This window comes from Christiangramia lutea (assembly GCF_022489035.1).
Lineage (GTDB): Bacteria > Bacteroidota > Bacteroidia > Flavobacteriales > Flavobacteriaceae > Christiangramia > Christiangramia lutea.
Map to the genome: position 1 here is coordinate 318205 of NZ_JAKVTV010000003.1, position 14620 is coordinate 332824.

General features: G+C 39.5%; 9 protein-coding genes. 5 read left to right on the plus strand and 4 right to left on the minus strand.

What is annotated here, in order from left to right:
* Positions 1-2: 2 nt before the first annotated feature.
* From ML462_RS10855 to ML462_RS10875, 5 genes are all read left to right on the plus strand, one after another.
* Entirely contained in the window at positions 3-1001 is a 999-nt protein-coding gene (locus ML462_RS10855; protein ID WP_240713839.1) for an aldose epimerase family protein, read from the plus strand.
* Positions 1002-1037: 36 nt separating this feature from the next.
* On the plus strand, positions 1038-2615 hold the full coding sequence (locus ML462_RS10860) for a solute:sodium symporter family transporter (protein WP_240713840.1): 1578 nt from the start codon (positions 1038-1040) through the stop codon (positions 2613-2615).
* Positions 2616-2842: 227 nt separating this feature from the next.
* Positions 2843-3547 carry an NUDIX hydrolase gene (locus ML462_RS10865; protein ID WP_240713841.1) on the plus strand — a complete coding sequence of 235 codons (705 nt, stop codon included), beginning with the start codon at positions 2843-2845 and terminating at the stop codon, positions 3545-3547.
* Positions 3548-3621: 74 nt separating this feature from the next.
* Positions 3622-4521 (plus strand): hydroxypyruvate isomerase family protein, encoded by a 900-nt coding sequence (locus ML462_RS10870; RefSeq protein ID WP_240713842.1) that lies wholly within the window; start codon positions 3622-3624, stop codon positions 4519-4521.
* Between the two features lie 17 nt (positions 4522-4538).
* Positions 4539-7127, plus strand: coding sequence for a glycoside hydrolase 5 family protein (locus ML462_RS10875; RefSeq protein ID WP_240713843.1), 2589 nt, complete (start codon positions 4539-4541; stop codon positions 7125-7127).
* A 298-nt stretch (positions 7128-7425) separates the two neighbouring features.
* On the opposite strand, the gene ML462_RS10880 is transcribed toward ML462_RS10875, so the two are convergent.
* From ML462_RS10880 to ML462_RS10895, 4 genes are all read right to left on the minus strand, one after another.
* A complete protein-coding gene (locus tag ML462_RS10880) occupies positions 7426-9981 on the minus strand; it encodes an adenosylcobalamin-dependent ribonucleoside-diphosphate reductase (RefSeq protein ID WP_240713844.1) in 2556 nt (851 codons plus the stop codon).
* Positions 9982-10332: 351 nt separating this feature from the next.
* Positions 10333-11784, minus strand: a complete 1452-nt coding sequence (locus ML462_RS10885; RefSeq protein ID WP_240713845.1) for an alpha-amylase — start codon at positions 11782-11784, stop codon at positions 10333-10335.
* 60 nt (positions 11785-11844) lie between these two features.
* On the minus strand, positions 11845-12987 hold the full coding sequence (locus ML462_RS10890) for a SusE domain-containing protein (RefSeq protein WP_240713846.1): 1143 nt from the start codon (positions 12985-12987) through the stop codon (positions 11845-11847).
* A 13-nt stretch (positions 12988-13000) separates the two neighbouring features.
* The gene (locus tag ML462_RS10895; RefSeq protein ID WP_240713847.1) at positions 13001-14620 is read right to left on the minus strand and encodes a RagB/SusD family nutrient uptake outer membrane protein; all 1620 of its coding nucleotides are present in this window, start codon (positions 14618-14620) and stop codon (positions 13001-13003) included.

Consider the following 14620-nt stretch of genomic DNA (forward strand, 5'->3'; position numbering starts at 1 on the left):
TCTTGACCGATATAAATGAATCTGATCTTAAGATCATAGACCTTGTAAATGCTAGGAAAAGCAGGTTGCAAATCATGAATTTTGGCGCCAGCATTTTCAGTTTCAAAATGAAAAATAAGAAAGGTGATCTTATCAATCTGGTAGTTGGGCCTGCTAATGCCAATGAATATCTGAGCGATGAATACAGGGATGAAGGAAAATGTTTTGGAGCTAGTACTGGCAGGTTTGCCGGAAGAATTGCCGAGGGTAAATTCGAGATTGGTGAAAAGGAATATCAATTAGATTATGTAAAGAACGATGTTCATTTGCACGGAGGTGAATCTGGATTTCAGTATAAACTCTGGGAAATAGATAAAGTGCATGGGGGAGAGAATCCATATGTAATTCTTTCTTATACTAGTGAACACCTGGAAGAAGGATACCCGGGTAGGCTTGAGGTGTCTGCAAAATATTTACTAACTGAAGAGAATGAAATTAAAATTACCTATAAGGCCAGAACAGATCGGGAAACTATTTTGAATATTACCAATCATGCCTACTTCAATCTGAATGGTTCTGGAAGCGTGAGCGATCATTTTATGCAGGTTCATGCCTCCAAGATTCTGGAACTTGATGAGAAGAATTTACCTACCGGTAATCTTACCAAGCTCAAAGGTCATCCTAAAGATTTTTCTGAAAATAAATTACTTGGAAACAGGGAGCTTGACGATGTATACATCACTGATGTTATGGAATCTGAATTTCAGGCTCAGCTTTTTGCGCCTCTTAGCGGTATTAAAATGAAGGTGAGTAGCAATCAGCCAGTTGTAGTGATCTATTCCCCCGAAAAGTTACCGGATACCTGGAGTTATTTAAGTGAAATTGACAAGAAATACCCGGCAGTGGCCTTAGAAGCCCAGAACTATCCGGATGCGCCTAATTTCCGAAACTTTCCGTCGAGCTTATTAAAGCCTGGAGAGTTGTATGAAAACAACATTACATTTGCTTTTTCTGTAAAATAATAATTCTATATTTAACCGAAAATTTAAGAAAACGTTATGATTGGAATTCTATCCTTCGTGGGATTTACCGCCCTCGTTGCCATAATCGCATATTTTGCAACCAGATCTACCGATGAAACCACCAGCGATGGTTATTTTCTAGGTGGTAGAAGTTTGACTGCAGGGGTGATCGCAGGATCGGTTTTACTTACCAACCTTTCTACAGAACAAATTGTGGGTTTAAATGGTTCGGCCTACAGTGAGGGAATTCTGGTAATGGCCTGGGAAACGCTGGCGGCACTTGCGATCGTAGTAACTGCGTTGTTTTTACTTCCACGTTACCTTAAAGGAGGGTTAACTACAGTTCCGCAATTTTTACAAACCCGTTTTGACCGCACCACCAAATCTATAGTTTCTGGACTTTTCCTTTCAGGATATATGGTGATCTTCCTACCCATTGTACTTTACTCGGGAAGTTTGGCCATCAGCACCATGTTCGATATTCCCGGAATGCTGGGAGTGAGTGATACTGCTGCCCTGTGGATCTGTGTATGGGGAATTGGGATTGTGGGATCGATCTATGCGATCTTCGGAGGATTGAAAGCCGTTGCGGTTTCAGATACCATTAATGCCATCGGTCTTTTGATTGGTGGTTTGATGATCCCAGTGTTTGGATTAATGGCTATTGGTGATGGAGATATCTTAGCAGGTTTAACCACTCTGGTAGATTCCAATCCTGAAAAGTTTGACTCAATTGGTGGTCCTGATGCTTCAGTTCCATTCTCAACCATATTTACAGGAATGATGCTGGTTCAGCTTTTCTACTGGGGAACTAACCAGGCAATCATTCAAAGGGCCCTGGCGGCAAAGAACCTGAAGGAAGGTCAGAAAGGATTGATGCTGGCGGCATTTATCAAAATCCTGGGGCCTATCATCGTGGTTCTTCCGGGAATCATTGCCTGGCATATGTTTCAGGGAAATCTGGATAATGCAGACCAGGCATATCCTGCCCTCGTAAATGAAGTGCTGCCACCGGTACTTGTAGGTTTCTTCGCAGCCGTACTTTTCGGAGCTATCTTAAGTTCCCTTAACTCTTCGGTAACCTTATTCGGAATCGACATTTATAAGCATCACTTCAACCCTGAGGCTTCTGAAATAGAAGTTGTGAAAAAAGGAAAGACTTTTGGGATTTTCATTGCTATTGCCTCCATGTTCATTGCTCCGTTGATCGCGAATGCTCCACAGGGACTCTTCGGATATCTTCAGGAGGTGAATGGATGTTACAGTATCCCGATTTTGACCATTGTAGTGGTAGGTTATCTTTCTAAGAAGATCCCGGCTATTGCTGCGAAAGTTGCCCTTTTCAGTGGTGTTGGACTTTACCTGGTTTACCTGGGATTAAAATATTTCGTGGTAGGAGAGGATGCGCTTCCGCATTACCTTCACGTTATGGCTATACTATTTGTAATGAATATCGCTATTATGTGGATCATTGGTAGAGTAAAACCAAGAAAGGAGGACTTTGTATTGCAACATACCAAGCAGGTTGATATTAGCCCATGGAAGTACGTGCTTCCGGTGGGAATTGGGATCTGTGCTTTAGTGATCTTCGTTTATGTTTACTTCGCACAGTAACTAAATAGGTTTAAAAGATTGAAAAATCCGCTTCCATTAAGGAGCGGATTTTTTATTTAGTGGGTGAATCCATGTTAGAGAAACTATCCCAGACAACATATTGCCTTTTAAAACAATATTGATCGAAATTTCAATAGTATAATTGAATACTGGGTGAACCTAGAACATAAGATCGAAAACTTTCATAATGCTGTATTTATTTATCTTTATATAAAAATTTGCAATTAATGACTGAAGTTACCAAAGATCTCTACCAGGTAAAAGAGAAAATGTATGTAGCCACCGATTGTATCATTTTCGGTTTTCATGAAGGAAAATTAAAATTACTGGTATTTAAAAGAAGGGTGGAACCTTTGAAGGGGGAGTGGTCACTAATTGGAAGTTTTGTAAGGCTTGATGAAGATCTTGAGGTAGCAGGTAAGAGGGTTCTCAAAGAAGCCACGGGGCTTGAAAACGTTTACATGCAACAGTTGAGAAGCTACGGGAAGAAAGACCGTGATCCCGGTTATCGCTGTATTTCAGTTGCTCAGTATGCCTTGATTAGGATCGATGATTACGATGAAAAACTAGTGGAAGAACATGGTGCAAAATGGTTCGAAATAGATCACTTACCTTTATTAATCCTGGATCATAACCGGATGGTACATGATGCACTAATTCAATTGAAGCAGATTGCCAGGTACAAACCAATTGGTTTTGAATTACTGCCGGAGAAGTTCACAATCCCACAGCTTCAAATCTTATATGAGGCAATTTACCAGCGAGAACTGGATGCGCGTAATTTCAGGAAAAAGGTCTTATCGCTGAATGTTCTTGAAAAGCTGGATGAAAAAGATAAATCTACCAGTAAACGCGGAGCTTTTTTATACAAATTCAATTACGAGAACTACCAGAGATTACTGAAATCGGGATATAATTTTGAGATCGCTTAGTTCAGTGAGAAAAATTTCCGAAATAATAATTGTAAAAAATACATTTATTAATTAATTTAGGAAAATTTAATCCTATGGCTGATAAACTGAAAAGACGTGATTTGATCAAAAACCTCGGACTGGGTGCCGGGATCCTGGGGTTTAGTGGAGTGGCTAATGCTTTTGCAGGAACCTCCGTATTAATAGCAAATACTGGTAAAGATTCAGATCTTTCAGGAAAAATCAATCATTCGGTTTGTCGATGGTGTTACAACGAAATTCCTCTGGATGAGTTTGCAGCGGCCTGTGCCGAAATGGGAATTAAAGCGATCGATCTTTTAAAACCTTCAGAATGGGATATCGTTGAAAAACACGGCCTGGTTTGTTCTATGGCTACCGATGATTTTGCGAATATAACTGAAGGCTTCAATGATCCTGAAAATCATGAGAAACTTCAGTCTGCCTACAAGGGACTCATTAAAAAGGCTTCTGATCATAAGATCAAAAATGTGATCTGTTTTTCGGGAAACCGGAATGGCATGGATGACGAGACAGGTATTAAGAATTGTGTAAAAGGACTTAATCCGCTACTGGAATATGCCAGTAAGTTGAAGGTAAACCTGGTCATGGAATTGCTCAACAGCAAAGTAGATCATAAAGATTATATGTGTGATCATACCGACTGGGGTGTGAAATTGGTCAAAAGGCTTAACAAACCAAATTTTAAACTTCTTTACGATGTTTACCATATGCAGATCATGGAAGGCGATGTGATAAGGACCATTCAGGAAAATCACCAGTATATTAATCATTACCACACAGCGGGTGTTCCCGGGCGTAATGAAATAAATGATTCCCAGGAACTAAATTATCCCGCCATTGTCAAGGCTATCTATAACACTGGTTTTACAGGCTATCTTGCCCAGGAATTTATACCAACGTATCCTGATAAAATTGCGGCTCTTCGAGAAGGAGTTGAAATTTGTGATATTTAATTTCTAAGAGCTTTTTAATGACACTGAAATTAAAATCAATTTTTGGCCTGTTCACTATTGTCTTAATGATGTTGAGCTTGAATTCTATAGCTCAGGGAAAATCTCAGATACAGGATGTTTATGTAGATGAAGAAGGAATTATGCGTTGGAGGAATAATAGTGAAGAAGTTCGTGGTTTCGGAGTGAATTATTCGGCGCCTTTTGCCCATGCATACAGGTCTGCAGAGAAGAAAGGACTGGATCTAAAAAGTGAAATGGACAAGGATATTTACCATTTCACCAGACTGAATTTTGATTTGTATCGACTACACGTTTGGGATACCGAAATAAGTGATGAAGAAGGAAACCTTATTGAAAATGAGCACCTGGACGCTTTTGATTATTTGCTGAGTGAACTGAAAAAGCGAGCCATAAATTTTGTAATTACACCGATCGCTTACTGGGGTAATGGCTGGCCCGAACCCGATGAGGATACGCCTGGATTTTCAGATAAATATGGAAAAGAGACTAGTCTTATTGATCCTGATGCGATCAAAGCCCAGGAAAATTATCTGGGTAAATTCCTGGAGCATGTAAATCCTTATACCGGGATTGCTTACAAGGATGAACCGAATCTTATCGCTTTTGAAGTTAGCAATGAACCACATCATCGCGAAACCCCTGAGGAGGTCAAAACGTTCATCAACAAGATGGTTGCCGCAATGCGTAAAACCGGAACCAAAAAGCCTATTTTTTATAACGTTAGTCACAGCGTTCACCTTGCTGAAACTTATTTTACTTCAGAGATAGACGGCGGAACTTTTCAATGGTACCCCACCGGACTTGGGTTTCAGAAAGAACTGGAGGGAAACCTGCTTCCCAATGTGAACGATTATAATATTCCTTTCAACGATGCGATCAAAAAGAATAACAAGGCTAAACTGGTGTATGAATTTGATGCCGCCGATGTAAATAAATCTTATATCTATCCGGCGATGGCCAGAAGCTTTCGGGAGGCCGGTATCCAGGTCGCTACACACTTTGCTTACGATCCTACATTTCTTGCCTATGCCAATACCGAGTATAACACGCATTATATGAATCTGAATTATACTCCGCATAAGGCTTTGTCGCTTATGATCGCTTCAGAAATCTTTCATAAAGTCCCGCTGGGTACAGATCTGGGAATCTATCCAGAGAATCTCGAATTTGGAGATTTTAAGATCAGATATGAAGGGGACCAGGCGATATATAATTCGGCTGAAAAATTCATTTATACAAATTCGAACTTAGAACAACCAAAAGATCCTTCAGAATTAAGAGAAATTGCCGGACATGGAAATTCGAGAATTATCAAATACGACGGTAAGGGAGCTTATTTTATTAATAAACTTGAAGATGGAGCCTGGCGTCTTGAGGTAATGCCAGATCCTATTTTGATAGGAAATCCTTTTGGCAGCAATAGTCTGGAGAAAAGCGTAGCCGTGATCAGCTGGAAAGCCAACAAAATGCAGTTACAACTAAAAGATTTGGGGAAAAACTTTGAAATATCAGGATTGAATCAGGGTAATGACACTTTAATTGTTGCAAATGGGAATTCATTTTCCATTAAACCGGGAACTTACCTGGTAAAATCGCAGGGAAGTGATTTTGTAATTTCTGATTACTCTAATAACTGGAATTTTGAGATGGATTCTTTTGAAGCAAAAGAAAGTACCGTTGATAAGACCTATCTGGTGCATAAGCCATCTAAAACGGCCTCTGCAGGAAGCTCTTTTCAAATTGAAGCAATTGTAGTCTCAGATGAAAATATCAAAAAAGTTGAAGCCTGGTTTCAAAATGGCAATACCTATGAATCTGTTGATCTTACTGCAGAAAATAATTATGACTATACTGCCCAGGTTCCTGAAATCTTAATGAAAAACGGATTCCTGAAATATCGTTTTATAGTTAAAACAGAAGATGGAGAGGTGACTTTTCCCGGTGGAGTAGAGGGGAGCCCTTCAGACTGGAATTTCTATAATGATGAAATTTATAAAACCAAGATATTTAGTGAAGATTCACCGGTTTACCTATTTAATGCAGCTACAGATTCAGACAATGTGGTAAGAAACTGGTCACCTGAAAATAATTTGATTCCAATAAATGATACAGAAGTTGAATTTCAGATAATAGTGGATAATTTATTTGAAAAGGATGTTGAAAATCTAAATGCAGAGCCTATTTATGATTATTCTTTCAGATATAATTTTCTGCAGAAAATTAAGAACCGTAAACTTTCCGGACAGGATAAACTTATAGTAACCGGTAGGTCTTTGAGTGAAAATACGAAAAAGTTATTGGTTTCTCTGGTGATGAATAATGGCGCTGCATTTGGAAAGATCATCGATCTGCCGGAAAAAACCTCGGATATTGAAATTCCCCTGGAAGACTTCAAACTAACCAAAACGGTTACTTTACCAAGACCTTACCCTGGTTTCCTGCCTTATTATTTTGATCATTCGTATAAAGGCGATTTTAAGATCGAAGACATTGAAAGCATTCAATTTTCTATTGGTCCCGGACTTCAGAAAGAAGATCTTCAGAAATCGCAGGGAGTAGGTATAAGAAGTGTTAGATTAGAATAGATTAATTGCGTTTAGCAAAAGATTTCTCCTTTTGTTAATTGAATTTTTGAAAATCTAAACATAGAATTTCGGAAAATTCTAAGGTGCAAATAAGATCTTATCATTGATATTTTAACTGCTAATGAGATGCTGAAAAAAGTCTGGCATGACCTTACTTAGCACCATCATCCTGAATTTATTTCAGCGTCTATCTAATGAAATCCAAGACAGGGCAATAATCAAACCGATCTAATTTGTTATCAGAATAAAAAAGGTCCCGCTATTGCGAGACCTTTTTTTTAGCAGAAATAACAGTAATTTAACCGCATTTAGAAGAACCGCAGTCCTTACAGGTTAAGCATCCTTCCTGGTAGATCAGGTTTGAGGAATTACAATTATTACACTTTTCTTTCTTGGCAACTGTTCCGTCGGCAATGTAACGCTTAAGTGCTCTAACCACACCATTTTTCCAGGTGTTGATAGATTCGCTATCCAACTGAAGACTGTTGATAAGATCTACTACATTATCTATAGACATTCCGTGACGGAGTGTACTGGAGATTAGTTTTGCATAGTTCCAGAATTCCGGATTGAACTTATGAGACAGTCCTTCGATGGTGGTTTTGTATCCACGCTTATTTTCGTACTGGAAGTCATATCTTGAAGTTCCATCTTCATTTCTGGCCTTAATGATATAACCTTCGCTTACCCATCTAGGTAAAAGGATACCTTCTTCATCATCGGCAAAACCGGTAAAGATCTCGTAAGGTCGTCCATCTACAAGTCCGATAAAGGCGATCCATTTATCTTTATTGTTCTGGAAACGAACCACGTCTGCAGTAAGTACGTCAGGTCTTTTTAATGGGAAGGCACCGGCCGTTTCTTCAGTGTCTTCTTCCTTTTTCTCATCATTGGAAATAAGAACTCCAGATCTGGAACCATCACGGTAAACGGTAACCCCTTTACATCCTGCTTCCCAGGCTTCAAGGTAAAGTTTACCAACAAGGTCTTCGCTTACATCATTTGGTAAGTTGATGGTCACACTAATAGAGTGGTCGATCCATTTTTGAACCGCTCCCTGCATTTTTACCTTGCTGAGCCAGTCTACATCATTAGAAGTTGCCTGGTAGTAAGGTGAAAGTTTAACCAGTTTATCCAATTCTTCCTGAGAATAGTTCTTTTCGGTATCGTGACCCTTGGCTCTCATCCATTCTTTAAAACGGTGGTGGAAAACCACATATTCTTCCCATGAATCTCCAACTTCATCTACGAAATCGACTCTGGCGTCTTTATCGTTAGGGTTTACTTTTCTTCTACGCTTATATACTGGAAGGAAAACCGGCTCGATCCCGGACGTAGTCTGAGTCATCAAACTCGTAGTTCCGGTTGGAGCGATGGTAAGAAGAGCGATATTCCTTCTACCATATTCCAGCATATCATAATATAGTTTTTCGTCGGCTTCCTTCAATCTTAGGATAAAAGGATTTTCTTTTTCTCTTTCAGAATCGAAAATTGAGAAAGCACCTCTTTCCTTAGCCGTATCTACAGAAGCTCTGTAAGCAGCCAGGGCAATATTTTTGTGAATATCTACTGAAAAGTCGATTCCTTCCTTGCTTCCGTATTTAATCCCAAGTCCGGCAAGCATATCACCTTCAGCAGTGATACCAATTCCGGTTCTACGGCCTTCATAGGCTTTCTGACGGATATTCAGCCATAGATTCTTTTCAACAGATTTGATCTCATCATTTTCAGGATCTGAATCTATCTTGGCCAGGATATTATCGATCTTCTCAAGTTCAAGATCAATGATATCGTCCATAATTCTTTGCGCTGCCCCAATATGCTTTTTGAAAAGCTCATAGTTGAATTTTGCATTTTCAGTAAATGGTTCTTCAACGTAGGAATATAAGTTGATTGCTAAAAGTCGGCAAGAATCGTAAGGGCAAAGCGGGATCTCACCACATGGATTCGTGGAAACTGTTTTATATCCAAGGTCTGCATAACAATCTGGCACAGATTCATTGATAACGGTATCCCAGAAAAGGATTCCTGGTTCGGCAGATTTCCAAGCGTTATGAACGATCTTTTTCCAAAGCTTATCCGCTTCAATGTCTTTTTTGAATTTCGGGTTTTTACTGAAGACCGGATATTTTTGAGTATAGGAACCGTTATTTTTTACGGCTTTCATAAAGTTATCATCGATTCTAACCGAAACATTGGCGCCTGTAACTTTCCCCTGTTCCATTTTAGCATCTATAAAATCTTCAGCATCTGGATGGTTAATAGAGACCGAAAGCATTAAAGCCCCACGTCTTCCATCCTGAGCAACTTCCCTGGTAGAGTTTGAATAGCGTTCCATAAAAGGTACGATCCCGGTAGAGGTCAAAGCTGAATTCTTAACCGCAGAACTCTTAGGACGTATGTGCGAAAGGTCATGACCTACACCACCACGACGCTTCATTAGCTGCACCTGCTCCTGGTCTATCTTCATGATCCCTCCGTATGAATCTGAATCTCCTTCATTCCCAATTACAAAGCAGTTAGAAAGAGAACCAACCTGGTAAGGATTTCCTATTCCGGCCATCGGGCTACCCTGAGGTACGATATATTTGAAATCTTTGATAAGATCAAAGACTTCATCCTCGGTCATTGGATTTGGGTATTTCTTTTCTACTCTGGCGATCTCCTTGGCGATACGTCTATGCATATCATTTGGAGTGAGTTCATAAATGTTTCCTTCAGAATCTTTAAGGGCGTATTTATTTACCCATACTCTGGCAGCAAGGTCATCTCCTTTAAAGTATTTTAAGGAAGCTTCAAAAGCCTGTTCCTGTGAATAGGTTTGTGGAACTACTGGTTTTTCTTCTACAGGCATATAGATTAGATTTTTAGGTTAGAATTTTGTTATTATCCTGGTATAAAACTAAGCAAAGAAATGAGACAATTAACAAATCGTTTGGAGAAAGTTATCAAGAAAAAATTGTTAATTAATTGAAAATCAGTTAATTAAAAAATTACTAACAATAAAAAGTTGACAAATAATGAAAATTAAAATTTTGAAATTTGAAAAAGTGTGAAGTAGTTATAATGCAGAATTAAAATTGCGAAACCAAGGAGAAAATGTGAAAAAATTCAGGAAATATGATGGGAAATCTACTAAAAAAAGAGGCCCCGCATCTAGCGGGGCCTACTTTGAATTAACACCTATGAAAATTCAAATAAAAGGTTATTTGGTGATCGAGTAAATAGCGTATCCGTTTGCCGGGGCTTCGATTTGAACCATCCCATTTTCATCGGAGGTAGGGTTATATGTTGTGTTACCACTATAATCCATTAAAGTAACATTATTCCAGTTTGAACTTACAGTCCTTCTTTTGGTACTGTTGCTGATGCTAATATAAAGAATTAATCCAGGATTAGTACCTGTTCCGCTTCTTTTCATAACATATTCGTCATTATCTACATGAAGAACTTCTAATTCACCTGTAGCCAGGCTATTATGAATGCTAATTAGGTTCTGAATTTCCTCTTTAAATTCTTCATCTTCATAATCCAGGTAAAATACTGTGGGAGTTCCAGGGTGAGTAAGGATAAAAGAGTAGGCTTTCATCTTGTTTGAGCGCATGATATTGTTATCCTCGTTCGTGTCTTTTTCGGTATCATGGTTCGCTGTAAAAGTAACCGCTTTTTCCGGGTAAGACTGCCAAAGCATGGCTTCGGTAAGTTTAGTTAGGTCTTCGTTACGGTCCAGTCCCTCTTCAAGTTTATAAAATGCTGCAAAATCGAAAGCACCGCTTCCAGTTTCCTCAACATAATCTTCAAGTACAGAAGCTCTACCATCCCAAAGTTCAGCAACAGAAAATCCGCCAACTTCATCCAGCCAGGCTTTAACCACCCATGGTTCGAATCCTAGAACATAATCAAATCTCCAACCATCGAAGCCCATAACGTTCTTATAATATTTTGCCACGGAATTTTCATCTTTCCATAACCAATTCTGAACTCTTTCCCGGTTGTGATCCAAATTAGTTTCCTCATAAAATAAACTTCCCGGGTCATAATTACTCACACTATTTGGATAGAAATCTTCGTAATCTCTGTTGAACATCCCGGAAGCATTTCCATGTTCCTCATCAAAAAGGGTATAAGTGTCTTTATCTCTGTATGGGTTATACTGAAGTCCGCCACCACTATTATGGTTAATTACGATATCGGCAATCACTTCCACATCGTTGTCATGAGCGGTGGATATAAAAGTTTCCAGTTCTTCACGGGAACCAAATCTTGTTTCTGTAGTACCATGTTGTTCGTAGTTTCCGAAATCATAATAATCGGAAACATCATATCCCATGGAATATCCACCAGACTGCCCTTTTGTGGCCACCGGTATCCATAGTCGGTTGATTCCGGCATCTGCCCAACCCGGTACTTTCTCAGTAAGGTTGGTCCACCATTCAAAGCGAGGTTCTACATCCCAGTAGAAGGCCTGCATCATTACTCTGCTACCATTATCATATTCCGAAAGGTTCAAAGGTTCAGGGTCTGGTTCAGGTGTTGGTTCTACTACCACGTCATCGGTTGGATCTACGATCTCACCTGAATCATCATCAGATGAGCAGGCAGTTAGTCCAAGCATAACACTTAGAACACCGATAAATAAATATTTATTTTTTTTCATAATTCAGATTTTAAACAAAAAAGGGGCTGTTGCCAGCCCCAGATTAAAAAATGCTAATTTTTAATTTTTGGTCAAAGTATAAGTATACATTCTTGGATTGCTTAGGTCCAGTGTGATTGTATAGTTCCCATCTTCTGGTACACCAATGTTATCACCACCAAACTCCATGGTTCCATCTGCTCCTGAATCACCAATGTTGATATCCCAACCATCATTAGCACGGAATTTTATTCCGTTGTCTGGTGCTTCCTGTGCAGTAAGGTCTAGAGTTAATGTCCAGATCTTATTTTCTGCATCATAGGTCATATCGGTATCAGAATCCCATCCTGTAGGAGTTGCATTACCAATTACACCCCAGTTTGTTTCGGTTAGAGAGTAAGTAAGGGCTTCAGTATCTGCTTTTACCCAGAAATATCCTCCGGTACCATCTGGAGTACCCGCATTCACTTCTCCATCCTGCAGTAAAACGCCTGTGTAGGCACCATTTTCTTCACCAGCATCACCATAGTCACCATCCCAACCATCATTCTGTGGAAGGAATTTATATTCCGGAGCGTCTACGTTCATATAGATAAATCCTTCATAATCTGTTTCACCAACTGCAGAAGCAGCAAGAGGTACACCAGCTTCCGGATTCCAGTCTGCTCCATAACCACTGGCAGCTCCAAAACTACCGGTCACGTAGATCTTTGGAAGATCTGTATTCTCTTCTTCCTCTTCAGGAAGAGTTACATTCACAGAAATAATATCTGAAACTTCCTGTACGGCATTACCACCATCTGTACCTATATAAGCACGAACTCTAAAGTAAATCGTACCGGTATTAGGCATATCCTCGGTTGTAGGGTCATTATCCAGACCTGCATCTGAAGCTAGAGACATCATTTGTGCAATGGTAACTCCAATGTTGCTTTCAGAGGAAGTACCAATTACATCAAAATTCATAAAATCCTGGGTTGTTGATCCCTGAAGTTCGTAGGTGATTGGTGTCTGAACATCAAAATCTACCGGATTCCATACAAATCTTTCAGCAAGATTTTCTGCATTAGAAGCAGTTAAATTGTAATTATCTGCAACTGTACTCGTAAATGCCAGTCCTTCAGGATCTGGTTTTGCTTCAAATGTGAACGGATCATCTTCAGTACATGAATTTAAACTGATGAGACCGATTAGGGCGAAAAGTAAGAAACTTAATTTTTTCATTTTGTATGATATTTTAATAACCTGTGTTTTGTGTAAGATTTTGATTTACTGAAATTAAATTACTTGGTAAAGGAAATAACCTTCTGAAGTCTTCTACAGCCATACCACCGGAGATACCTCCTTTAAATGGCCATAAATAACTTCCCGAGGTGAAAAGACCATACCTTATTAGGTCTGTTCTTCTTTGACCTTCCCAGTATAATTCTCTTGCTCGCTCGTCCAGGATAAAATTCAGACTGAGGTCTGAACTGTTTATATTTCCTGAATTATCACCAAATGCTCTTTCTCTTAATTCGTTGATGTAGCCGGTTGCAGTTGCTGCATCTCCGCCGCCACCTCTTAGGTGGGCTTCGGCATAATTAAGATATATCTCGGCAACTCTAATTAGTGGAAGATCTGTATCTACGAAATCTCCTCCAAGGTCACTTCCCTGGTTACCATCAGAATCTACATTCTTGAATTTGGTAACGGCATAACCATCAGTGAATGTGTTTGCGATGGTGTTAATTTCAAAACTCTGCCCGTCTGTATAGAACATAGCTCTCGCGTCTTCCCATTCTACCGGATTCCCATCTTCATCTTCAGCTGTTACTGAATAGTTGAACTTGTTCACCAAAGCTTTGGTAGTTCGAAGGCCTTCCCAACCACCATTCACTCCAAATTCACTGGCATCCATACTTCCTCCAATTGAGGCATGAACCAGGAAGGTAGTCCCTCCATAGGTTTTAGACTGGTTACCATCGAAATTGATCGCAAAAATGAACTCATTTTGAGCACCATTCGAATTATTATCTGCCAGGAATAATTCATCATAGGCAGAACCATTCCCATTAGCGTCGGTAGTATTAATTGAATAGGTTGAATTGATCGCCTGTTGTGAATAATTAAGAGCGTCGGTATATCTAGGAGTTCCTATCCATGATTCTGCATTCAGGTATAGTTTAGATAATAATCCCCATGCGGCAACTTCATCTACCCGGCCATATTCATTAGAACCACTGGCTAAAAGGTCTTCCTGTATAGCAAGCAGCTCATTTTCCACAAATTCGAAAATCATTTCCCTGTTACTCTGCTCAGGTAATTCTGTTGAAACCTGTTCTACCAAAGGTACATTAGCGTAGAGATCCATTAAATTATAGTAAGCAAAAGCTCTAAGGAATCTTGCTTCAGCAATATAAGCCGCAACTTCAGGATTATCATTTAAAGCCTGTGCATTTGAGATAAATGAGTTGCAGAAAGATACTTCCTGTGCAAGTCTGTAATACATCCCTGTTGTAAAGTCGTTAGAAGCCCCCCAGTTCATTGCATGCAGGTTAGGAAGACCAGGGTCACCCCATCCAACCACGGCATTATCTGTAGTTAGTTCGTTAAGACTGAATAACATTCTGGAATATTGAGAAGTACCCTCATCAATACCTGTAATATCTGGTTGTCCGGCAGGTCCCTGCTGTCCTGTTAGTGCAAGACTGGCATAAAGCTTTGCCAATGCGCTTTTAGCTTCCTGAGCGTTTGAAAAAACATTCGTTTCTGTGAAACTGTCAGGATCTATAGGATTTTGATCGAGATCGGCGTGGCAGGCAACTAAAGAGATGCAGGCTGGTACGATCAGGAAAAATTTCTTAATATAATTCAT